Annotated in this window: 21 protein-coding genes; 18 read left to right on the forward strand and 3 right to left on the reverse strand. The window is 57.2% G+C overall.

The features are described 5' to 3' along the window. The 8 genes from IDH41_RS05870 to IDH41_RS05905 all read left to right on the forward strand — a co-directional run bounded on the left by IDH41_RS05870 (nucleotide 1) and on the right by IDH41_RS05905 (nucleotide 8,980). Nucleotides 1-726, forward strand: coding sequence for a ThuA domain-containing protein (locus tag IDH41_RS05870; RefSeq protein ID WP_190859143.1), 726 nt, complete (start codon nucleotides 1-3; stop codon nucleotides 724-726). A 20-nt stretch (nucleotides 727-746) separates the two neighbouring features. Beyond that, a complete protein-coding gene (locus tag IDH41_RS05875; RefSeq protein WP_190859145.1) occupies nucleotides 747-2,387 on the forward strand; it encodes a putative polysaccharide biosynthesis protein in 1,641 nt (546 codons plus the stop codon). Nucleotides 2,388-2,566: 179 nt separating this feature from the next. After that, nucleotides 2,567-4,156: a copper amine oxidase N-terminal domain-containing protein gene (locus IDH41_RS05880; RefSeq protein WP_190859146.1), complete on the forward strand. Its 1,590-nt coding sequence runs from the start codon at nucleotides 2,567-2,569 to the stop codon at nucleotides 4,154-4,156. Between the two features lie 58 nt (nucleotides 4,157-4,214). After that, nucleotides 4,215-4,562: a thioredoxin family protein gene (locus IDH41_RS05885; RefSeq protein WP_190859148.1), complete on the forward strand. Its 348-nt coding sequence runs from the start codon at nucleotides 4,215-4,217 to the stop codon at nucleotides 4,560-4,562. Nucleotides 4,563-4,724: 162 nt separating this feature from the next. Then, on the forward strand, nucleotides 4,725-5,651 hold the full coding sequence (locus tag IDH41_RS05890) for a COX15/CtaA family protein (protein ID WP_190859150.1): 927 nt from the start codon (nucleotides 4,725-4,727) through the stop codon (nucleotides 5,649-5,651). Between the two features lie 2 nt (nucleotides 5,652-5,653). Continuing rightward, nucleotides 5,654-7,417: a UbiD family decarboxylase gene (locus IDH41_RS05895; RefSeq protein ID WP_190859151.1), complete on the forward strand. Its 1,764-nt coding sequence runs from the start codon at nucleotides 5,654-5,656 to the stop codon at nucleotides 7,415-7,417. Nucleotides 7,418-7,554: 137 nt separating this feature from the next. Continuing rightward, nucleotides 7,555-8,178 (forward strand): Cthe_2314 family HEPN domain-containing protein, encoded by a 624-nt coding sequence (locus IDH41_RS05900; RefSeq protein WP_317890685.1) that lies wholly within the window; start codon nucleotides 7,555-7,557, stop codon nucleotides 8,176-8,178. 25 nt (nucleotides 8,179-8,203) lie between these two features. Further along, the gene (locus IDH41_RS05905; protein WP_190859238.1) at nucleotides 8,204-8,980 is read left to right on the forward strand and encodes an SDR family oxidoreductase; all 777 of its coding nucleotides are present in this window, start codon (nucleotides 8,204-8,206) and stop codon (nucleotides 8,978-8,980) included. Nucleotides 8,981-9,044: 64 nt separating this feature from the next. On the opposite strand, the gene IDH41_RS05910 is transcribed toward IDH41_RS05905, so the two are convergent. Next, the gene (locus tag IDH41_RS05910; RefSeq protein ID WP_190859154.1) at nucleotides 9,045-9,290 is read right to left on the reverse strand and encodes a NifU family protein; all 246 of its coding nucleotides are present in this window, start codon (nucleotides 9,288-9,290) and stop codon (nucleotides 9,045-9,047) included. An 88-nt stretch (nucleotides 9,291-9,378) separates the two neighbouring features. Here IDH41_RS05910 and IDH41_RS05915 point away from each other — a divergent pair, with 88 nt between their 5' ends. Further along, entirely contained in the window at nucleotides 9,379-9,651 is a 273-nt protein-coding gene (locus IDH41_RS05915; protein WP_190859155.1) for a YuzB family protein, read from the forward strand. Nucleotides 9,652-9,659: 8 nt separating this feature from the next. Here the strand turns inward: IDH41_RS05915 and IDH41_RS05920 are convergent, their stop codons facing one another. After that, on the reverse strand, nucleotides 9,660-10,727 hold the full coding sequence (locus tag IDH41_RS05920) for an NAD(P)/FAD-dependent oxidoreductase (RefSeq protein WP_190859156.1): 1,068 nt from the start codon (nucleotides 10,725-10,727) through the stop codon (nucleotides 9,660-9,662). Nucleotides 10,728-10,800: 73 nt separating this feature from the next. After that, nucleotides 10,801-11,904 (reverse strand): aminofutalosine synthase MqnE, encoded by a 1,104-nt coding sequence (mqnE, locus tag IDH41_RS05925; RefSeq protein WP_190859157.1) that lies wholly within the window; start codon nucleotides 11,902-11,904, stop codon nucleotides 10,801-10,803. Nucleotides 11,905-12,156: 252 nt separating this feature from the next. On the opposite strand from mqnE, the gene erpA reads away from it, so the two are divergent. The 9 genes from erpA to IDH41_RS05970 all read left to right on the forward strand — a co-directional run bounded on the left by erpA (nucleotide 12,157) and on the right by IDH41_RS05970 (nucleotide 21,708). Beyond that, entirely contained in the window at nucleotides 12,157-12,519 is a 363-nt protein-coding gene (gene erpA / locus IDH41_RS05930; RefSeq protein WP_190859158.1) for an iron-sulfur cluster insertion protein ErpA, read from the forward strand. A gap of 99 nt (nucleotides 12,520-12,618) precedes the next feature. After that, nucleotides 12,619-13,134 (forward strand): hypothetical protein, encoded by a 516-nt coding sequence (locus tag IDH41_RS05935; RefSeq protein WP_190859159.1) that lies wholly within the window; start codon nucleotides 12,619-12,621, stop codon nucleotides 13,132-13,134. 76 nt (nucleotides 13,135-13,210) lie between these two features. Continuing rightward, nucleotides 13,211-13,957 (forward strand): response regulator transcription factor, encoded by a 747-nt coding sequence (locus IDH41_RS05940; RefSeq protein WP_190859161.1) that lies wholly within the window; start codon nucleotides 13,211-13,213, stop codon nucleotides 13,955-13,957. Then, nucleotides 13,954-15,054, forward strand: coding sequence for a sensor histidine kinase (locus tag IDH41_RS05945; RefSeq protein ID WP_190859162.1), 1,101 nt, complete (start codon nucleotides 13,954-13,956; stop codon nucleotides 15,052-15,054). Before IDH41_RS05940 ends, IDH41_RS05945 begins: the two co-directional genes overlap by 4 nt. 134 nt (nucleotides 15,055-15,188) lie before the next feature. Continuing rightward, the gene (locus tag IDH41_RS05950; RefSeq protein ID WP_190859164.1) at nucleotides 15,189-15,965 is read left to right on the forward strand and encodes an ABC transporter ATP-binding protein; all 777 of its coding nucleotides are present in this window, start codon (nucleotides 15,189-15,191) and stop codon (nucleotides 15,963-15,965) included. Continuing rightward, nucleotides 15,940-17,886 carry an ABC transporter permease gene (locus tag IDH41_RS05955; protein WP_190859166.1) on the forward strand — a complete coding sequence of 649 codons (1,947 nt, stop codon included), beginning with the start codon at nucleotides 15,940-15,942 and terminating at the stop codon, nucleotides 17,884-17,886. Before IDH41_RS05950 ends, IDH41_RS05955 begins: the two co-directional genes overlap by 26 nt. Nucleotides 17,887-18,019: 133 nt before the next feature. Then, a complete protein-coding gene (locus IDH41_RS05960; protein ID WP_223829473.1) occupies nucleotides 18,020-19,507 on the forward strand; it encodes a spore germination protein in 1,488 nt (495 codons plus the stop codon). A gap of 9 nt (nucleotides 19,508-19,516) precedes the next feature. Then, complete coding sequence (locus tag IDH41_RS05965) at nucleotides 19,517-20,590, forward strand: GerAB/ArcD/ProY family transporter (protein ID WP_190859168.1); 1,074 nt, start codon at nucleotides 19,517-19,519, stop codon at nucleotides 20,588-20,590. Next, nucleotides 20,590-21,708 (forward strand): Ger(x)C family spore germination protein, encoded by a 1,119-nt coding sequence (locus tag IDH41_RS05970; protein ID WP_190859170.1) that lies wholly within the window; start codon nucleotides 20,590-20,592, stop codon nucleotides 21,706-21,708. Before IDH41_RS05965 ends, IDH41_RS05970 begins: the two co-directional genes overlap by 1 nt. Nucleotides 21,709-21,716: the final 8 nt, after the last annotated feature.

A 21,716-nucleotide genomic window follows, 5' to 3' on the forward strand; every position in this document is an offset into this window, starting at 1 on the left:
ATGATTAAAGTAACGGTATGGAATGAATTTTTGCACGAGAAGGTGCATGAAGAGGTGCAGAAGGTTTATCCGGACGGCATTCACCAAGCATTGGCCAAAGGCATAGCCGCGGGCGACATCGAGGTCGCGACGGCGACGCTCGAAGAGCCGGAGCACGGCCTTACGGAAGAGCGGCTGGCGAATACGGACGTGCTGATCTGGTGGGGCCATATGGGCCATGACAAGGTCGACGACGCGATCGTCGAAAGGGTGCAGCAGCGCGTGCTCGGCGGCATGGGCCTCATCGTACTCCACTCCGGCCATTTCTCGAAAATTTTCAAAAAGCTGATGGGCACGGGCTGCGATTTGAAATGGCGGGAAGCGGGCGAGAAGGAGCGCTTATGGGTCGTTAATCCGGCGCATCCGATCGCGGCCGGCCTTCCGGAATATATTACGATCGAGAGCGAGGAAATGTACGGCGAGCATTTCGATATCCCGGCGCCGGACGAGCTGATCTTCGTCAGCTGGTTCGAAGGCGGCGAGGTGTTCCGCAGCGGCTGCACGTTCAGCCGCGGCCAGGGCAAAATCTTTTATTTCCGTCCGGGACACGAAACCTATCCGACGTACTATAATCCGCAGGTGCTGCAGGTCATTCAGAACGGCGTCCGCTGGGCGGCTCCGTCCGGCGCGGCCGCTCCGGTAAGAGGCAACCATCAGCCGCTTGAGCCGATCGGCAATAAAGGATAGGGAGACTTCCGGATTCGACCATGCTAAAAAAAGACTCGCTAATAAAAGGCACGCTGATTCTGGCGGCCGCAGCGCTGACAGCCCGGTTTCTCGGGCTGTTTCAGCGTATTCCGCTCGATTACATGCTCGGCGCGGACGGACAGGCCGCCTTCAACCAGGCGAACCAGCTTTACTTGCTTCTGCTTACGGTCGCCACGGGAGGCATTCCGGTCACGATCAGCAAGATGATCTCCCAGCGCTACGCGCTCGGCAGGCCGGAAGAGGCCAGGCAGATCTATAAGGCGGCGCTGCTGTTCGGGGCCGTGACCGGCGTGCTGCTGGCCGTCGCCATGTTCGTCCTGGCTCCGCAATACGCGGAGCTGTCGAAGGTTCCGCAATCGACCTTGTCCTTGAAAGCGATCGCCCCCGCGCTGCTCCTGTTCCCGATCATCGCGATGACGAGAGGCTACTTCCAGGGCAGGCAGATTATGTCCGCTGGAGCGATCTCGCAAATCGTCGAGCAAATATTGCGGATACTAGGCGGCATCGGCCTCGCGCTCATTATTCTCGGCCTCGGCTGGGGAGACGAATGGGGCGCCGCCGCGATCGCGTTCGGCAGCGTGTTCGGCAGCATCGGCGCCTTCGTCGTCATGCTCCGTTACGCCAGGAAGCTGAAGAGGCAGGATAAGGCCGAGGCAGACAAGGAGACCGGCGCTATCCGGCAGACCGAAGCCGCCGCGAAGCCGCTGCGCTTCCGGTCCATTTACCGGGAAATATTTACGATGTCCATTCCCGCCGTCGTGACGGCGATGACGGTGCAGTTCGTCTATTTCTTCGACCAAACGTTCTTCATGAGGCTGACCGCATCGTTCTATAACGAGGAATCGGCATTGGAAGTGCTGGCCAATTATTCGACGAAGGCAATGGCGCTCGCCGGCATTCCGCCGATTCTGGCGATCGCGCTCGGGGCGTCCATCATTCCGGTCATCGCTTCGGCGTATTCGCTGAAGAAGATGGACGAGGTTCAGCGGCAGGCGTCTCTCGTCATGCGCATCGTCTGCTTCACGGGCGTGCCGGTCGCGCTGCTGCTGACCGTCGCCGCCTATTCGGTAACCGGCTTGCTGTTCACCAGCCCTAGCGGCAGCGGCGCCGTCGCGCTGCTAACGGCGGGAACGATCATGCAAATTACGATGATGACGACCAATTCGATATTATACGGCCTCGACATGCCGAGGCTGCCGATGATGCATACGTTCGTCGGTTTTGGACTCAAAATATTGTTCAGCGTGGCGCTTGCGCCATGGATGGGGGTTTACGGCCTTATCGTCGGCTCTTCGATCTGTTTTATCGTCATTACGTGGTTAAATGTAAGAAGAATCAATCGGCAGGTGAAGCTGAACGTGCTTGGCCGCAGGTGGGCGCCGTACATGGCCGCGATCGCGATTCCCGCGGCCGCGGGCTGGGGCGCGGAATACGTCGTGCTGGGCTGGACCGAAGCCTGGGCGCCGAAGCTGTCTTACTTGACCGCAGGCGCCGCGGCGGCCGTCGTCGTAGGCGGGCTGTACGTGCTGCTGCTGGCCGCGCTTCGCGTCGTAACGCCGGAGGATATCCGCTCGTTCCCGGGCCCGCTCCGCAAGGCGATGACGCTTCTATTGAAGCCGTTCTACAAAAAATCGAGATAAGCCGAGAGGGCACACCAATCCGTTGGAGTGCCCTCTTGTACTTATTCTATTAATCTACCCGTTTCGATAAAAACTTCTCTTTTCCACACATTTACAATAAATAGAGTCTCCTGTACAATGGGGAGGTGTTTGCAGACATGTGTCTACTATATTCATTGTACAAAAAAGGAGACGGGTTGATGGTAACAAAATTCGGAAAACTTCGCATGCTGACGGCGCTCTTGCTTGCGCTTGCGCTCGTGTTGCTCGCAGGCTGCCAATCGATCGCGAACGTGGATTTCAACAAGGCGCTGACGAACGCGCTGAAGGTGACGTCAAGCGAAGGCAAGCAGTCGGTCGAGCTGAAGCTCGAGCTGGACGAGGCGGCTCTCGAAGACATGCCGGAAGATGAGCTTGCGCTGATCAAGCTGCTCTCGAACGTGAAGCTGCAGCTGGACAACGTAAAGGCGCAGGATGAGAATCATCTATCCTTCGACGGAAGCCTGGCTTTCGGCGAGGAGGCTTCGATCGCGTTCTCCGCGAAGCTTTCGGACACGCTTGCGGTCATCGAGCTCGAAGGAGCGAAGCAGCCCTTCGTGCTGGACATGGCGGACGCGGGCTTCGCGGGAATGCCGGCGGAGGAGGCGGCCGCAGAGGTTGACATCGACAGCGAGTCGCTTGCGGCGATCGGGCATCGCATGCTCGATACGGTCGGCGCATACGTCATTAACAACCTGCCGAACCCGGAGCGGATCGAAGCGAAGCCGGCGACCGAGCAGGTAGGCGGCGCGTCCGTGCCTATGATGCATGTTCATTTCGACATGAACGGACCGGAAATCTGGGCCTGGGTGAAGCAATACGTCGACGCGCTGGCGGCGGACCGCGCCGGACTCGACCGGATGATCGCGGGCATTTACGAGATTATCGAGGGCAGCCCCGAGCTGTCGGAAGTCCTCGGCATCCCTGCCCTGATAGAAGAAGGCGGGCTGGACGCGCCGACGACGGAGGACATGCTGAAGGAAGCGACGGACGAAATCGCGGCCCTGCTGGCCGATTGGCAGGCGGAGATGAAGAAGGCGGAAGAAGCGGAGCGGGCGACGCTCGATACGGTGTTCAGCGAAAGCCTGGCGCTCAAGGCGGACGTGTATGTCGACGCCAAGCTCGATATCCGCAAGCAGGCGTACGAGCTGACATATGTGCCTGGCGAGGCGGCGGCGGCCGACCTGGCGCCGCTGAAAGGGCTGAAGCTGACGATTGCCGGCGAAGCCTGGAACGTGAACGGCGACGTGACGGCGGAAGCGCCGGCCGCTTCGGATGATGCGCTCGGCTTGGAAGAGCTGTCCGAAATGCACGGCTACCAATTGCTTAAGCGGTTCGACGAAACGTCGGCCGTATACGACTTGTTGAAAAATACGTTCCATGTCGGCAAGCAATCGATCAGTTGGTACCCGTACGAATATGACAATCCGGTCATTCTTACGCCGGCGAACATTACGATCATTCCGCTGCGCGATACGGCCGATGCGCTTGGCGGCAAGCTTTCCCCGAACGCGAAGAACAAGTCGATCGTCCTGTTCGACGAGGCGACGGGCACGACGATCGAAGTAAAGGTCGGCAGCGACGCGGCGATCGTCAACGGCAAAAGCGTGAACTGGTCGTTCCCGGTTACGTCGGTGGACGGCGTTACGTACGTGCCGGCGCGCGATCTTGCAAGGGCGCTGCATGCAAACCTTGCATGGACGACGCTTTACGGAGACGAGAAAGTATTTACGCTTGAGAGGGAAGTCTAAAGGTACCCGAGATAAACCTAAATTTCAACGAGATACAGCGAATGTGGAGGTGCGCGGCATGAAAAAACTAAGTACGGATGCCGAATTTCGCGAAGCGGCGGCCGGCGGCGGGTTGACGATCGCGGTGTTCAAAGCGGCGTGGTGCAAGGACTGCCACTTCATCGATCCGTTTATGCCGGATGTGGAGAGGCATTACGAGGGGCGCGTCCGGTTCGTGGAAATCGACCGCGACGAGCTGCCCGACCTGTGCTCGGAGCTGAACATCCTCGGCATTCCAAGCTTCATCGCTTTCCGGGACGGCAAGGAGCTGATCCGCTTCGTAAGCAAGCTGCGCAAGACGCGCGAGGAGATCGAGCAATTCATCGAGAGAGCCATTCAGGTTGGCGACGCGCTTAACCCATCGTAAGCCATGGTCCGCGCTGCGGGAGGAGAGGTTGGTCTCCCGCGGCGCGGTCTTTCGTTTTGTGCCCGGCGCCGCGCGGAAGTTCACATTTTCAACATGGCTTTTGCCGGTTGTTATCGCTATAATTGAAACTGTTATTAATTCGTGAAATTAGGTGATTTTATTATGGTAACCGGCCGTTTTCGCGCGCTAGCTCTCGCTGCGTGCATCGGAATGCTTCTCGTACTGCTCGCCGGGGCTCTTGTTACGAATACGGAATCGGGACGCGGCTGCGGCGACGATTGGCCGCTCTGCCATGGCAAGTTCATCCCGGCCTACACGCTGGAATCCATGATCGAATATTCCCACCGTCTCGTGAGCGGCGTGGAAGGACTGCTCGTCCTTGCCGTTTCCGTCCTGGTCTATTCCAACTATAGAAAAAACCGCGACGCGTTCAGGGAGCCGCATTTCTATGCGTCAATGGCGCTGCTCTTTACCGTCGTTCAGGCGCTGATGGGCGCGGCGGCCGTCATGTGGCCGCAATCGCCTCCGGTGATGGCGATCCATTTCGGCATTTCGCTCATCGCGTTCGCGGCCACGCTGCTGCTCGTCGTCTGGGCCTACCGCGCAAAGCGCGGGGCGCAAGCCGAATACAAGGTGCCGCGTTCGATCTATCCGAGGGCGCTCGCTACGGCGATCTATTGCTATGTCGTCGTCTACCTCGGCGCGTTCATCCGGCACACGGATTCGGCCGGCGGATGCGAAGGGTGGCCGCTTTGCAACGGGCAAGTCGTTCCCGAGCTGGACGGGGCGACGGGCGCCGTATTCATTCACCGGGTCGCGGCGCTTATTCTCGGCATCGCCATCGCCGGTTTGTACGTGCATGTCCGCAAGGTTAGCGGAGACGAAGCGGGGCTGACGAAATCGGCGACATGGGCGCTTTCGCTCGTCGTCTTGCAGATTTTCAGCGGAGCGCTGCTTACGGCGACGATCGGCGAGGAAGATTCGTTTATTTTTACGAGCTTGCTTCACAATGTAATCATTACCGGTTTGTTCGGCATTTTGCTTGATCTCGTCATTCGTTCATGGCGGCTTAGGGAAGGGCGTGCATAATAATGAGTTTTTCGAATTTACGCGAATTTTTGGACAGGCTGAAGCGGGAGAACGATCTGGCGATCATCGACGCGCCGGTGGATCCGAACTTGGAAATCGCGGAGATCCATCGCCGAGTCATTGACGCGGGAGGGCCGGCTCTGCTGTTCACGAACGTGAAGGGGAGCCCGTTCCCGGTCGTCACGAATTTGTTCGGTACGAGCCGGCGCGTCGACCTCGCGTTCGGACCGCGTCCGGAAGCGCTCATGAAGCAAATCGTCGGGGCGGTCGACCGCGTCCTGCCGCCGACGCCTAAGGCGATATGGGGCGAGAAAAATTTAATTTGGGACATGCTCAAGGTCGGCATCAAGGAGGTTCCTTCCGGCGGAGCGCCGATTCTCGGGTCCTGCAAGCGGGACAATCCGCTGGCGGGCTTGCCCGCGATTACGAGCTGGCAGGAGGACGGCGGCCCGTTCATTACGCTGCCGCTCGTCTATACGGAGCATCCCGAGCATCGCAAGCAGCATAATCTCGGCATGTATCGGATGCAAATTTTCGACGATTCGACGACCGGCATGCACTGGCAAATCCATAAGGGCGGCGGCTTCCACTACCATGAAGCCGAGAAGAAGGGCGAAGCGCTGCCGGTATCCGTCTTTCTCGGCGGCCCGCCGGCGCTGATCGCCTCCGCCATTGCGCCCGTACCCGAGCATCTGCCGGAGCTGCTGCTCGCCTCGCTCATCATCGGCGGCAAGCTGCCGGTGGTCAAGGATCCGAACGGGGCGCACCGCATTCCGTCCGAAGCGGAATTCGTGCTGAGCGGCCTCGTGCCGCCGCATGTCAGGAGGCCGGAGGGGCCGTTCGGCGACCATTACGGCTATTATTCGCTTACGCATGACTTTCCGGTGTTCAACGTCAGCCATATGTGGCATCGCAAGGACGCGATTTATCCCGCTACCGTCGTCGGCAAGCCGAGGCAGGAAGATTATTACATGGGCGAATTTCTTCAGAAGCTGCTGTCGCCCGCGTTCCCGATGGCGATGCCCGGCGTGAAGGATTTGTGGACTTATGCCGAGACCGGCTTCCATGCGCTTGCCGCGGCCGTTGTAAGGGAAAGCTATTCGAGGGAAGCGCTTGCTTCGGCGTTCCGGATTTTGGGCGAAGGGCAGCTGACGCTGACGAAGTTTCTCATGATCACGAATCAGCCCGTTCGGCTGGAGGACTTCGCTTCGCTGCTGGAGACGGTGCTTGAGCGCTTCCGCCCGGAGACGGACCTGTTCGTCTTCGACAAGACGTCGCATGACACGCTCGATTATACGGGCGGCAAGCTGAATCACGGCAGCAAGGCCGTCATGCTCGGGGTGGGAGACCCCATCCGCGAGCTGCCGGGCGTCTATGACGAGGGAGCCATTCCGGAAATATCGGCAGCGAAGCCGTACTGCAAAGGCTGTCTAGTCGTTTCGGGCGCGGCTTACGAAGCGGAGCCGAAGCTGGCCGAGCGGCTGCTCGCTTCCATGACGGAGAAGCAGACCGCATGGCCGCTTGTCATTCTGGCTGACGACGCGGACATTGCCGCCGCGCAAACGCCGTTCCTCTGGACGGTATTCACCCGGTTCAATCCGGCGGACGATATATACGCGAACTCCGACATTCGCAGGCATCATTTCGGCTACAAGCTGCCGATCGTCATCGACGCGAGAATGAAGCCGGGCTATCCGGACGAGCTGTTCCCGCGGGAAGACGTCGTGAAGCTCGTTGACGGCAGATGGAGCGAGTATAAGCTGTAGACCGCGGCGCTCCGTTTCCATAAATCGATACAGAAAGGATTGTTCGCATGCTGCGTTTCCTGTTTGGCGAACCTCGGAGAGAAGCGGAAGGGAAACTTGCAGAAACGTTCCGTTCGATGGAGCAGTTTGTTTCCATTTTGAATAAAAAGATCAAGGAAGGCGGCGACAGCGACCATAAGCTCCGCAAATTCGAGATATGGACGCTCGGCCTGCAAGCTTCGCTCGACGAGCTGGAGCAGAGCCATTACGCCGCCCTTCGGTTTCAACATAAAATCTCCTCCTCCTCCGTGAGTCAAATGACAGAAGAGGAGCGCATCGCTTATAATCGGTATATCTACTTCGATAAAAACGCATTCATCCGCGTATTCTCCTTGCTGGACAAGCTCGGCACGCTGCTGAACGAGCTGCTCGACATGCGCACGGAGAAGATCAAGCCTCATTTCTCTTACTTCACCGTGCTGCGCAACATGCGCGAGAAGAAGGCGCATCCCGAGCTGACGTGGAAGCTGAACGAGGTGAAGGAGAAGTACAAGGAGCCGATGACCCGACTCCGCAAGCGAAGAAACACCGAAATCCATTACATGAATTCGGAAATGCAGGACGACTTGATTCAAAGCCACCGGATGTACGGGGAAGAGGTGCAGCTCGAGAACATCGCCGCGCAATCGGAGGATTTGACGCAGAGCTTTCATCTGGCCATGGAATCGCTGCTGCTCACGTTTCGGTACGCATGCGGCCTGATGCGGAAGATGCAACCATAATCGCGAGGGGGGAAGTCTCGTGGAGCTGAAGGGCAGAACGGCATTAGTGACGGGAAGCGCCAAGGGGCTCGGCAAGCGGACGGCGATCCAGCTGGCCGAGCGGGGCTGCGACGTGATCGTCAATTATTACGAAAGCGAATCCGAAGCGCAGCAGGTCAAACGGCAAATCGAGCGGCTCGGGGTTAAGGCGATAACGATACAGGCGGACGTCGCGACGACCGAGGGAGTGGAGAAGCTTGCTTCGGAAGCGGAGCGATTCGCGGGCGGGGTGGACATTCTTGTCAATAACGCGGGCCCGTTCGTCCGCCAGCGGCGCTTGTTCAGCGAATACGACGAGGAGACGATCATTCGGCTGCTGAACGGCAATCTGCTTGGCGTCATGCTGCTCGACCATCGCGTGCTCGAAGGGATGCGCCGCCGGGGGTGGGGGCGCATCATCCATTTCGGCTTCGGACATGCGGGCGAGGCGAGAGCGTGGCCGCACCGCGCGGTATACGCCGCGGCGAAGACGGGGCTCGTCTCCTTCACGAAGTCGCTCGCCGTCGAGGAAGCGCCGCACGGCATTACGGTGAACCTGATCGGCCCGGGAGACATCAGGGGAGCGAACAAGGAGCGGTCCATCGGCGAGGTGGCAGGCGAATTCGATCCGGAGTCGCCGATGGGACGTCCCGGAGCCGGCGAAGACGTGGCGCGCGTCGTGCTGTTCCTCTGCGAGGAGAAGTCGAATTTCCTGACCGGCAACGTGATCGACGTGACGGGCGGGTTCGATCCGATCGTCGCCAACATCAAGAAGCTTAAGTAGGCGAGCAGCCAAAAAAGAGTCTTACCGAAGCGGAATCCCGCAGCGGTAAGACTCTTTAGCTTTCTTAGAATACTTGAACGACTTCGACTACGCCTTCAACCTCTTCCAGAAGCGCGCGTTCGATGCCCGCTTTGAGCGTGATCGTCGAGCTCGGGCAGCTGCCGCAGGCGCCCATCAGGCGAAGCTTGACGATGCCGTCCTCCACGTCGACCAATTCCACGTCGCCTCCGTCGCGCTGCAGGAACGGGCGAAGCTTATCTAATACGTCCAATACTTCGTCGTACATCGTATCTTGGGTTTGTTCACTCATTGCATTCATCTCCTTTCTCCCCTATTATAGTACAAAGCGATGCAATTGAAAATGGATAGTAACTGAAGTAAAGTCAGGTGAGATTAAAATGTTCAAGCCGATGATCGAATTTTGCGCCAGCAACATGCATCACGGAACCGATAAGATCATGAAGCTTCTCCAGGAAGACGACCGATACGAAGTGATCGAATACGGCTGCCTTGGCAATTGCGGCGAATGCTACCTCAATCCGTTCGCGCTGGTCGACGGCACGATCGTCTCGGCCGAGACGGCGGACGAGCTGTACGATAACATTCTGAAAGCGATAGACAAGCAGCATGCCGACCGCGACGCGCTCGATAAGCTGCTTGACGATCTATAAATGCCGGGCTAGCCGAGATGGCGCTTGGAGCGCCAGAGCACGCCGCTCTTCACGAGGCGCGGGACGCGGCCCATGATCGGCGTTCCGCCCATTATGCCGAACCCGCTTTTTTTGCCGAGCGAGCCGAGCACGCCCTTCAATCTTATTTTGCCCAGACGGGGCGTCTTGTCATGCCAGATCGCGTGCAGAACCTCCGCGATTTGCTTCCCTTGCGCGCCCGCGGCCTGGCCGCTCGGCGAGAGCGGCAGCGCGGCGCAGTCCCCGACGACGTAGACGTCGTTATGGGACGGAAGCTGATGCAGCTCATTGAGGATGAGCCTGCCCGTCTTATCCTTCGGAAGATCCATGCGCTGCACGAGCGGCACCGGCTGGATGCCTGCCGTCCATACGGTGACGTCGGTATAGATCGGATCCGAGGCGTTGGCGTCATGAAGAATGCCGCCCTCGAGCCTTGTCAGTGAGAAGTTCCCCCGCATTTCCACTTGATGGTCGTAGAACCAATCCGCCACGAATGTCTGCAGCCTGCCCGGGAAAGCCGACAACACTTTCGGCCCGCGGTCCAGAATGCGGATATTGAGGTCGGGACGGCTCTCCCGCAGCTCCGCCGCGACCTCCACGCCGCTCAGGCCGCCGCCGACGATCGTCACTTGACCGTACGGCTTCACGTCCCCGAGCAGGGCGTACGTCTTTCTCGCCGCAGAGAACGTCTGAATGCTCGTCGAGTACTGCTCTGCTCCTTCGATGCCGTGATACTTGTCGGTGCAGCCGAGTCCGATGACGAGCCAGTCGTAAGCGATGGGATCCTGTCCCTCCAAATAGACGAGCTTAAGATCCATGTCCACGTCCGTAATTTCGCCGTACGCATGCGTAATTCTCGGATCGACCGGAAATTTGACGCGCAGCTCCAGATCCGATACCGTACCGGCCGCAAGCGCGTAATATTCCGTCTTGAGCCCTTGAAACGGCATCCGGTCGACGAGGACGAGCGATACGTCGTGCGGCATTTGATTTTCCAATAATTCGTTCGCGATGGCCAGCCCGCCGTAGCCCCCGCCCAGTATGACAACTTTTCTCATCACATTCCAACTCCACGACTCTAAAATGATGTCTCTCTATTATGCTTCCGCCAAGCGGATTACTTATTCTTGCTCATTCGTACACTTTGATTTCGTTGTAGAACGTATCGCGCTCGACCGGAATCCGGCCCGCCCCCTTGATCAGCCAAATGAGATCCTCGCGCGTAATGCCTTCCGGCGTCAAAGCGCCCGCCGCATGGCTGATTCGCTCCTTCACGATCGTGCCGTGCGCGTCCGAAGCGCCCATCGTCAAGGCGACCTGCGTCAGCTGAACGCCGATGTTGATGAAGTACGCCTTGATATGCTGGAAATTATCGAGCATCAAGCGGCTTATGGCGATCGTCTTCAAATCCTCGAACGCCGAGTTGCGGCGCCGGATGCCCGCCCTGGGGTTGATCGGCTGCATCGAGAGCGGGATGAACACGAGGAAGCCTCTCGTCTCGTCCTGCAGCTCGCGGAGCTGAATCAGGTGGCGGATGCGGTCCTCCTTCGATTCGATCGAACCGTACAGCATCGTCGTATGGGTGCGCAGTCCGAGCTCATGCGCCGTCCGGTGCACCTGCAGGTACTGGGTGACGTCCGCTTTGTCGACGCGCATTTTTTTGCGGTAATGGTCGGACAAAATTTCCGCGCCGCCGCCCGTTAGCGATTCAAGTCCCGCTTTCATGAGCTCCTGAAGCACTTCTTTGTAGCCGAGCCCGCTTATGCGCGCAAAAAAGTCGATCTCGGCCGCCGTGTACGCCTTCAGCGTTACTTCCGGGAAGCGCTCCTTCAGCGCCTTAAGCGAGTCGACGTAATATTGGAACGGCACATTCGGGTTATGGCCGCCGACGATATGGAATTCGCGGACGCCGGGATGGAAATGCTTCTCGACGTATTCGATCATTTGCTGCCCGCTAAGCGTGTACGCCCCTTCCTCGCCCTCGTCCTTGCGGAAGTTGCAGAACGCGCAGTGGGCCTCGCAGACGTTGGTAAAGTAGAGGCTCATGTTCTCGATAAAATAAACTTTCTTGCCGTTTTTGCGGAGCGCGACTTCGTTCGCCAATTGGCCGATCGTAAGCAAATCGTCCGATTGGTATAAGAAAACGCCATCCTCCAGCGAAAGGCGCTGGCCATGACGCACTTTTTCGATAATGTGCTGCATTTGTTTGTCTTCTGTCGGGATAACGACGTTCATGGCGGTTCCTCCTTGATGAATAGTTTGTGAAAAAAATAACTTTCGAATCCGATTAAGAAGCTGTAACTATTATAATCCTCCTGCGTAGCGGGAGCAATAAGAAAAGTAAGGGGATGGAATATATTGGACCGATTGCGGATCGGGGACGGGCTGGGCGCACTTCTCTTGAGCATGGAATGAAACTGGAGTATACTATAAACAAGTAAGTGAACTTGTGAGTTTCGATAAGACGGATAAACGGAGGGATGAAGCATGATCACGATCAGTGAGCTTGCATCTGACAAAATAAAAGAAATGCTCGAGCAGGAGGAAACGCCGGATTTGTTTTTGCGGATCGGCGTGAAGGAAGGCGGCTGCAGCGGCTTCTCCTACGGCATGGGCTTCGACGACGAGCAGCACGAGGGCGACCAGGCGATGGAAATGAGCGGCCTGAAGGTCGTCGTCGACCAGGACAGCATCAAATATTTGAACGGTCTCGTCATCGATTACAAGGAATCCGCCATGGGCGGCGGGTTCACGATCGACAATCCGAACGCCAGCGCGACATGCGGCTGCGGCTCGTCGTTCCGCACGGCGACCGACGCAGGCAAGCCGGCGCCCGAGGGCGAATGCTGATCCAAGCAAGAGGGCTGTCCCGACAGGCGTAATGCCGAAGGGACAGCCCGTTTTTTTTTATGCAAGGCCATTGAATCGCGAGCGAGGTGACGAACGAATTTGAAGAAGAAGAAGCTGCTCCTTTCGGTGCTGCTGCTAGTGCCGGTCCTGCTCTGCCTTCCGTTTCTGCTCGGGTATATCGAATATCGGGGAGACAGGGTCGACGACGCCAATGCGGAGCCGTTTGTCCGCAGCCTCACCGAGGCCGTGGAGCGGCAAAATACGATTTCCATGGCCGACATCGCCTCTTTCGAGTGGGATACCATGTATATGTTTCCCCCGTACTACCCCAGGGATGAGATGGAGAAGGAAGTCGGCCGCAAGTGGACGCCGAATCAGAGCTATCTGGGCCATTTGCTGCACCGCTCAAGCTTCGGCGAATACCCGCTGAGCGACGACAGCCTTCATAAGCTCGTATTCGTTCATAACGGCGAAGTCGTCCTCGATATTACGCTGGACCGCATGTCGGCGGACTTTACGTCGGCAAGGCGGGTAACGGAACGAAGCGATTCCGAATTTGCGGTAAGCCGGGACGAGCCGTATCCCGTTCTCAGAAACGCAAGCAATGGGAAGTAATGGTTCAAGCCGCTTATAACGGGAATCGAGAAAGGCTTGCGAGGCAAGCCTTTTATTGTTGGGAGGGTTCATTCGCATGTACAAAATATTCATCGTGGAGGACGATGCGAAGATCGCCGCGATATTGAAAAGCAATATGGAGAAGTACGGCTTCGAGGCCGCGGCCGCCGTCCGGTTTCGCGAGCTTATGCCGGAGTTTGAAGCATTCGGGCCGCAGCTGGTCCTGCTCGATATTAACTTGCCGTACTTCGACGGCTATTATTGGTGCAGGCAAATCCGCGCCCGCTCGAGCGTGCCGATTATCTTCATCTCGGCCAGGGCCGGGGAGATGGACCAGGTGATGGCGATCGAGAACGGCGGGGACGATTACGTCACGAAGCCGATTCACCTCGACCTCTTAATGGCGAAGGTGAAGAGCGTTCTGCGGCGAACGTACGGCGAATATGCCGCCGCTGGCGCCGGCTCGGCCGCGCCGGGCGATGCGCATGGGACGGTCCCGCCCGAGCTTGCGGCCGGCGGGCTGCGGCTGCTGCTCGCCAGGGGCGAGCTGGAATGGCGGGGACGGCGCGTGGAGCTGACGAAGAACGAGCAGCTGCTGGCGGAATACTTGCTGAAGCGGCCCGGCGAGGTCGTCTCGCGCGAGCATCTGCTGGAAGCGTTGTGGGATGACGTTCAATTCGTCGACGACAATACGCTGTCGGTCAATGTGACCCGGCTTCGGAAGAAGCTCGAGGAGCTCGGCCTGCAGAAGGCGATCGAGACGGTGCGGGGGCTGGGCTATAAGCTGGTTCCTCACGGCCTGGGCGGAGGCGGTTCCGAATGAAGGGGCTGACGCTCGGGTTGTTTTTGCGCGACCGGTTCGGCTTCGTCGCCTTGGCCCTGCTTCTGACGATGCTGTGCGTCAGCCTGCTGCTTCTGGAGCGGGAGCGGTACCCGGGCTTCATCGAGCTGGGGACGGTCTATTACTTCGTCGTTCTTGCCTTGTTCTTTCTCGGAGCATGGCTCGCGGCCGATTACTTGCGTCAGCGCGCCTACTTCAATCAATTGGCGGATGCGATCCGCCGCTCGGAGGAGCTGAATGCTTCGGCCATCGTGAAGGCCGGCGTCACGAAGGAGCAGGCGCTCGTCATCAGGCTGCTCGAGGAGCTGCACCGCGCTTACCGGAGCGAACTGGGCAAATACAGGCGGCAGCAGGAGCTGCATAACCATTTCGTGCTCCAATGGGTCCATTTCATGAAAACGCCCGTCTCCGTCATCGATCTTCTGGCACAGGACGCGCAGCGCCGTCAAACCTGGCAGGATGAGGAGCGAGGCCGGCTGCTCGCGAGCGTGCAGGAGGAGACGGAGCGGCTGTCGGCGGGGCTGGAAATGATGCTGTACACCGCCCGCCTCGACAAGTTCGAAATCGATCTGCACATCCGGAAAGCGCCGCTGCACGAGCTTGCCCGGAGCGTGATCAACGCCCATAAAAAGCTGTGCATCCGGCATTCGATCTTCCCGAGAATCGACGGGGAAGCCTGGGCGGAGACCGATGAGAAATGGATGACGTTCGTGCTGAATCAATTTGTCGGCAACGCGATTAAATATAGCAAGGGCAAGCCCGGAACGAAGAAGCTGCTGATCCAGGCAAGCGATAGCGGCGATGGAAGCAGCAAGCTCACGATCGCAGACGAAGGAATCGGCATCGCGGCGCATGACCTGCCGCGCATCTTCGAGCCGTTCTTCACGGGCGAGAACGGCCGTACCGCCGGCGAGTCGACGGGGATGGGGCTTTATTTGGCGAAGCAGGTATGCGACCGGCTGGGGCACGCGATATCGGTTGCGTCCTCGCCCGGAGAAGGCGCGGCGTTCACGCTTGCGTTCAGGCCGCGCGGCATTCATTTGCTGGATGGGGCGGAGGGAAAGAAGCGGGAACGGTAAAATAAAGGGTGACAACTTTGTAAGATTCGACGGGCCCGATTGCAAGGTAAATCGATGGGTTCGGGCACGCCTCCCCGTCTATACTATACCTATCGAAGCTTTCATCAGGTACAGATTTGGGGAGGAACAACGAAATGAGCGTACTGCGAGCGCAAGGGCTAGGCAAAATATACGGAAATAAGGGGAGCGTCGTCTACAAAGCGCTGGAAGACATCGATCTGCAGGTGGAGGCAGGCGAATTCGTCGGCGTTATGGGGCCTTCGGGCAGCGGCAAAACGACGCTTCTGAATTTGCTGTCGACGATCGATCGGCCGACATCCGGCCATCTCGAAATTAACGGGGTCAACCCCGGCAAGCTGACGGACAAGAAGCTGGCGCTGTTCCGGCGCAGGGAGCTTGGCTTCGTATTCCAGGACTTTAATCTGCTCGACACGCTGTCGATCAAGGAAAATATTATTTTGCCGCTCGTGCTGGAAGGGATGGCGCCTAGGAAGATCGAGGAGAAGCTGCGGCCGATCGCCGAGTTTCTGCAAATTGCCGCGATTCTGAACAAACGGACGTACGAGGTATCCGGGGGCCAGAAACAGCGTGCCGCGATCGCGAGGGCGATTATCCACCAGCCTTCGCTCGTTCTCGCCGACGAGCTGACCGGCAACCTCGATTCGAAGGCGGCGAAGGACGTCATGGATGCTCTGAAGGAGATGAACGAGAAGTGGGGGGCGACGGTGCTGATGGTTACGCATGACCCGTTCTCGGCCAGCTACTGCCAGCGCATCGTGTTCATCAAGGACGGAAAGTTTTTCTCGGAAATCAGGCGCGGCTCGAACCGGCAAGCCTTCTTCCAACAAATACTGGATGCGCTAAGCGTGCTGGGGGGTAATTTCGATGACGTTCCGTTCGCTCGCGCTTAGCAATATCCGCGGAAGCTGGCGTTCCTACAGCGCCTTCTTCCTCAGCAGCGTGTTCTCGGTCATGATTTTCTACATTTACGCGGCGTTTCTCGAGCATCCCGACGTGCTGAGCGGCCATATCGTAGCCGCATCGAAGGTGCGCCAGGGCATGGTGTTCTGCGAATATATCATCGTCATCTTCTCGTTTCTGTTCGTGCTCTACTCCAATTCGGCTTTTCTGAAGACGAGGCAGCAGGAGTTCGGCCTGTTCTCGCTCTTCGGCATGACGAAGGCGCAGCTCCGTAAGCTCGTTATATATGAAAACGCGGCGATCGCGCTGCTCGCGATCCTCGTCGGCATCGGGCTCGGCATGCTGTTCAGCAAGCTGTTCTTCATGGCGCTCGGCGTCCTGCTCGGCATGGAGGAGACGATCGCGTTCGCGGCTCCGCTCAAAGCGATCGTCATGACGGGAGGCGGCTTCTTCGCCTTGTTCATGCTTATTTCGGTCTGGACGGCGCTAAGGATCGGCCGCTCGGAAATCGTCGATCTGCTGGGGGCGGCGCGGAGGCCAAAGGGGCAGCTGGCCTTCTCGCCATGGCTGGTCGCGTTATCGGTCGCCTGCCTGGCGGCGGCTTACGGGATGGCGTTCGTCATGAACGCCGGCACGTTCGTCCTGCTGGCGCTGCCGATCCTGATTACGGTCGTGATCGGCACCTACTTCCTGTTCACGCAGCTCAGCATCCTGCTGCTCCGGTTCATTCAGAAGCGGGCGGCCCTTTATTACAAGCGGACGAATATGATCGTCTATGCTCAGCTTGGCTACAAAATCAAAGACAATGCCCGCATTTTGTTTACCGTCTCGATTCTGAGCGCGGTCATCATGACGGCTCTCGGTACCGTCTATATATTCCAGCTGAGCGGAAAGGAAGGCATCCTGCAGAATTCTCCCTTCACGCTGGCGTATTTGGAGAAGGGCGCGAACGCGCATGAAGTCATCGATCCGGACAAGCTGAAGAGCATCGTTAAGAAAGACGGCTTCGAGATCGACAAGGAAGTGAAGGCGACCGGCATCCAGTTGGATAAGTTCTCCATCCAGGAAACCGGCGGCCGTCTGCGGGAATACAAGGAAGTAAGCTCGATCGTGATATCGGCGACGGATTACAACAAGCTTGCCGAAGCGACCGGCCAGCCGTCGATTCAGCCCGAGTCGGGCAAGCTGACGCTCGTTCAGCAGGTTTCGGGCGGCAGGGGCATCGGGGCGGGCGTCGTGAAAGGCGACGTGAACGGCGAAGGGCGCGAGTTCCCGCTAACGGGTACGGTGAACGCGAAGGTGATGAATTGGATCGGCAGCTATTATTTGTTGTTCGTCGCGGATGATTTCAGCTACGTGCAGCTGTCTTCGTCCGTTCCCGAGGAGAAGCGGCTGGCCTTGTACGGCTATGAGCTGGACGATTGGGAGAAGGCAGCCGGCACGGCGGCGAAATTGCGCGAGCTCGTGCCGCCGGCGCAGCGGGAACAGATCCATTTCGACCGTCCGGATCATTACGGGGAGTTGATGGAGACGGTATCGCTCACGCTGTTCATCGGCATGTTCATCAGTCTGCTGTTCTTCATCGCCTCGGGCAGCATGATCTATTTCAAGCTGTTCACGGAGCTGCAGGAGGATCAGGCGCAGTTCCGGGCGCTGACCCGGATCGGCATGACGAAGGGCGAAATTCGCCGCATCGTCTTCACGCAGGTCGGCATCGTGTTTTTCGTCCCGGTCGTCGTCGGCATCGCTCACGCCCTGTTTGCGATGAAGGCGCTGGACAACTTGCTCGAATCGTCCAATTGGATCTATTCCTTCGTCGTGATCGGCATTTTCATCGCGATGCAGACGCTGTATTTCCTCGTGGCGAGCAGAAGCTACTTGAACAGCATGCTTCGCGGGGCGACCGCTTAACCGAATACGGGGTTTTGACCGCAATGCGCTTGCCGCTTTGCGGTTTTTTCTTTCCCTGCCGCCGAACGCCCGGCATAATATCGGCAAATCTGTCCACATTAATAGGGAATATCGGGAAGCGGCGGGGTGGACGATGAACATATTTCGGCGAATGAATCGTGCGGGGAATAAGAAGCCCGAACCGGAGATGCGGCCCGCGGCTCCCGAGGAACAGGACGTAAAGCCTGAACTTTCGCATACGTTGAACGAATTTAAAGATTGCGCAGACCTTGTCCATCAATCGCTGCCGGATAAAGGCGTGCATTTTATTTTTATCGGGCATTTGATCGGTCTCGAAGCGTTCGCGCGGGAAATAACGGTTCCCTTCGAAAATGCTTCGCCGGACGATATCGCTCAAGTACTCGGCCGTTCGCAGTACAGGGAAATCGGCGATTCCAAGACGCTGATCAAGGACATTCTCGACGGCTCGGTCGCCATCTTTCATGACGGCCGGGCTTACGCGATCAACCTGTGCAAGCCGGAAACGCGCTCGATCCAGCAATCCGAGACGGAGGCGGTCATTAACGGGCCGCATGATTCGTTCAACGAATCGGCGATAACGAACCTGTCCCTGATCCGTCGGAGGGTAAAAAGCGCGCAGCTGAAAATCGCGAGACTCGAAGTCGGCGAAGTGACGAAGACCGAGGTTTACGTGCTTTATATCGTCGGCATCGCGAACATGGAGTATGTGAACGAAATGTCGAGACGGATCCAAAACATCGAAGTCGACGCGGTTCACGACGGCAATATGCTCGTGCAAATCATCGACGATCAGCCGAATTCGGTTTTTCCGTTATTCCCGACGACGGAGCGCGTCGATTCCGCCGTGTCCAGGCTTACGGCCGGAAGGATTTTGGTTGTCATGGACGGCAGTCCTTCCGTTATTTCGGCGCCGGCTTCCTTTTTCGAGTTTTTCTCCTCGCCGGACGATTACTATCAGAGATGGATGCTCGGGACCGGATTGCGGATTCTTCGTTTCGCCGCCTTGATCGTTACGATTACCTTTACCGCTCTGTACGTCGCGGTAACGACGTTCCATTACGAGATGATTCCGGAGGATTTGCTGCTTACGTTGACGGAATCGAGGAGCAAGGTGCCGTTCCCGCCGATTTACGAAGCTTTGCTGATGGAGCTGACCATTGAACTGCTGAGGGAAGCGGGGGCCAGGCTTCCCACCAAGATCGGCCAGACGATCGGCATCGTCGGCGGTATCGTCATCGGACAAGCGGCCGTGCAGGCGGGACTGACAAGCAACATCCTGATTATCGCGGTCGCGTCCTCGGCAATCGCTTCCTTCGTCATTCCCAGCTACGTGATGAGCGCCTCCATCCGCCTCATCCGGTTCGGGCTCATCATCATGTCGGGCATGCTCGGCGTTCTCGGATTAATGATGAGCTTGGCGCTCATCATCATTCATTTGTCCGGTTTAACGAGCCTGAAGTCGTCCTACTTGACGCCGGTCGCGCCGAATAAACTGTCGGATTGGAAGGACATCTTCGTCCGGGCGCCGTTCTGGATGCTGAGAACGAGACCAACGCAATCGAAATCGCCGAACAAGGTGAAAAACAAAATGAGAGAGTAGGGGAGTGAATTGAAGGAGAAGCTGCATCATTTTCACGTGGCCATACTGATTTACATGATCCAAAATGGCGTGATCATCATGAGCCTTCCCCGGCTCGTGGCGCAAAACTTCGGCTATAACGGCTGGATTGCGTTAATCGGCCTCTCCCTGGTCGCTACCCTCAATATATTTCTCATTTCGCTCGTTCACCGTTTTGGAGGCGGCAGGTCGATATTCAAGCTGTTCGAGGACGTCCTGCCCCAATTTTTGCTTTATCCGCTGTACGCGTTCCTGACTTGCATATGGGCGCTGACCGGTTGTCTGGTGGCGAAAAATTACGTTTATATTTTCCAAATTTTATCCTATAACACGACGAATGCGATCTATTTGATGCTGTTGATCGCTGTCCTTGTTTTTCTGTTCGTCATCAAAGGGATCTACAACCTATCGAAAGCGACGACCGCGTTTTTTTGGTTATCCCAATGGATGATTTTGCTGCTTCTGTTTTATTTTAAAGATTTCGAATGGGCGAGAATGACGCCCTTTCTGTTTGCGGGCGAAACGCATATCCTGGAGGGCGGTTTGAGCGTATTTTCCGCTTTTCTCGGTTACGAGCTTTACTTGCTGCTAATCCCGTACGTGGACAATTATAAAAAGACGATGAAGGCGGTTATGATCGGCAATTTATTGACAACCTTCGCCTACGTGGCGATCAGTATCATTTGCTTCGGATTTTACAGCTTCGAGCAGTTGAAGCATATGGCTTATCCGGTTCTGGATTTGTTGTCTTACATTCAGCTGCCCTTTATCGAACGGATCGAAAGCCTGTTGTTCGGCTTCTTGGTCTTTACGACGATCATCACGACCGGATTATACATGTGGTCGGCGAAGGAAACGATGCACAGAATCTTGCCGAAGGCGGGAGAGAAGCTGCTCGCTTTCCTCATTATCGGCGCGGCGTTGGCGGTTTCCTGGATTCCGGATACGCTATCCAAGGTGCAGCAGTGGCTGCAGTTTTTGTCCTACTCGGAGATTGCCGTCGCGTTCGTCCTTCCGTTGTTACTGCTGGCCATACTACTTGTTCGCAAAGGAGCAAGACCCTAATGGGAAAAATAAAGCCGCTGGCCGCCGCGGCGCTTATCGCCCTGCTTGCAGGCTGCGGAGATCAACGCGTATTGGAAAGCCTCGCTTTCGTTAATGCCACGAGCTACGATCTCGTGCAAGACAAGGAGGACGGGGCCAAGGAAAATCTGCTCATCTGCATCGACGTTCCGAAATCCGACCCGGAAGGCAAGATGAAACGGGAAGTATTAAGCACGGTAGCGAGATCGAAGAAGGATGCCCATCTCCAATTGGCGAAGCAGACGGAGCTGATGCTGGTCAGCGGCCAGCTGCGAAGCTCCTTATTCGGTTTGTCCATCGCGAGGAGCGGCATCTGGAATTATGTGCGGGCGCTCGTCCGCGATCCGTCCATATCCCAGAACGTCAAGGTTGCGGTCGTTAACGGGAACGCCGGCGAGCTGCTTGCGAAGCGATACCCCGAGCATCCGATGACCGGGCAGTACATCGACCGGCTTCTGGAGAAGGAAGCGGATAAAATGTCCGTTCCGCGCGTGACGGTGTACGATTTTACGAGAGACTTTTACGACGACGGCATTGACGCGGTAGCGCCCATTCTGAAGCAAGGGAAGAAGAACATCGAGGTAAACGGCATCGCCCTGTTCGATCAGGATCGTTATATTACCCGGATCGAGCCCGATCAAATGCCGATATTCGCCCTGCTGCGGCAAAATGTAAAAAACGGCGAGCTTAGTATTGACATAAAGAAGTCAGGGGAAGAAGCCGAACAGATCATGATTAATTCGATCGTAAGCCGAAGGAAGGTAAAAGTCAGGCGAGGGGAAAACGGAAATTTCATCGTAAACATTCATTTTAGGGTAATGGGTACGTTAAGGGAATATTTAGGGGATCTTGATATGAGCGACGACAGGCATCGCCGGGAATTGGAGAAGCGGGTAACCGCCTCGCTCTTGAAGGATGCGGACGCGATGGTCGCCATGTTGCGGAAGCATAACGTCGACAGCCTCGGCATCGGCAAAAGAGTGAGAAACAGCATGAGCTACAAGGAATGGAGCAAGACGGATTGGAATGCGGTCTATCCGAAGCTGGATATTAAAGTAACGGGTGAAATGATCATTAAAGATTTCGGCAAAGTGTATTGAACGATAGA

The sequence above is a fragment of the Paenibacillus arenilitoris genome (genome assembly GCF_014705655.1).
In the GTDB taxonomy this organism is placed as follows: domain Bacteria; phylum Bacillota; class Bacilli; order Paenibacillales; family Paenibacillaceae; genus Pristimantibacillus; species Pristimantibacillus arenilitoris.

Coding starts and splice junctions, on each gene's coding strand:
- IDH41_RS05945 (WP_190859162.1), top strand. CDS start 13,954: ATGAAGGGGCTGACGCTCGGGTTGTTTTTGCGCGACCGGTTCGGCTTC.
- IDH41_RS05910 (WP_190859154.1), bottom strand. CDS start 9,290: ATGAGTGAACAAACCCAAGATACGATGTACGACGAAGTATTGGACGTA.
- IDH41_RS05890 (WP_190859150.1), top strand. CDS start 4,725: ATGGTAACCGGCCGTTTTCGCGCGCTAGCTCTCGCTGCGTGCATCGGA.
- erpA (WP_190859158.1), top strand. CDS start 12,157: ATGATCACGATCAGTGAGCTTGCATCTGACAAAATAAAAGAAATGCTC.
- IDH41_RS05870 (WP_190859143.1), top strand. CDS start 1: ATGATTAAAGTAACGGTATGGAATGAATTTTTGCACGAGAAGGTGCAT.
- IDH41_RS05950 (WP_190859164.1), top strand. CDS start 15,189: ATGAGCGTACTGCGAGCGCAAGGGCTAGGCAAAATATACGGAAATAAG.
- IDH41_RS05940 (WP_190859161.1), top strand. CDS start 13,211: ATGTACAAAATATTCATCGTGGAGGACGATGCGAAGATCGCCGCGATA.
- IDH41_RS05920 (WP_190859156.1), bottom strand. CDS start 10,727: ATGAGAAAAGTTGTCATACTGGGCGGGGGCTACGGCGGGCTGGCCATC.
- IDH41_RS05955 (WP_190859166.1), top strand. CDS start 15,940: ATGACGTTCCGTTCGCTCGCGCTTAGCAATATCCGCGGAAGCTGGCGT.
- IDH41_RS05885 (WP_190859148.1), top strand. CDS start 4,215: ATGAAAAAACTAAGTACGGATGCCGAATTTCGCGAAGCGGCGGCCGGC.
- IDH41_RS05970 (WP_190859170.1), top strand. CDS start 20,590: ATGGGAAAAATAAAGCCGCTGGCCGCCGCGGCGCTTATCGCCCTGCTT.
- IDH41_RS05875 (WP_190859145.1), top strand. CDS start 747: ATGCTAAAAAAAGACTCGCTAATAAAAGGCACGCTGATTCTGGCGGCC.
- IDH41_RS05880 (WP_190859146.1), top strand. CDS start 2,567: ATGGTAACAAAATTCGGAAAACTTCGCATGCTGACGGCGCTCTTGCTT.
- IDH41_RS05895 (WP_190859151.1), top strand. CDS start 5,654: ATGAGTTTTTCGAATTTACGCGAATTTTTGGACAGGCTGAAGCGGGAG.
- IDH41_RS05915 (WP_190859155.1), top strand. CDS start 9,379: ATGTTCAAGCCGATGATCGAATTTTGCGCCAGCAACATGCATCACGGA.
- IDH41_RS05960 (WP_223829473.1), top strand. CDS start 18,020: ATGAACATATTTCGGCGAATGAATCGTGCGGGGAATAAGAAGCCCGAA.
- mqnE (WP_190859157.1), bottom strand. CDS start 11,904: ATGAACGTCGTTATCCCGACAGAAGACAAACAAATGCAGCACATTATC.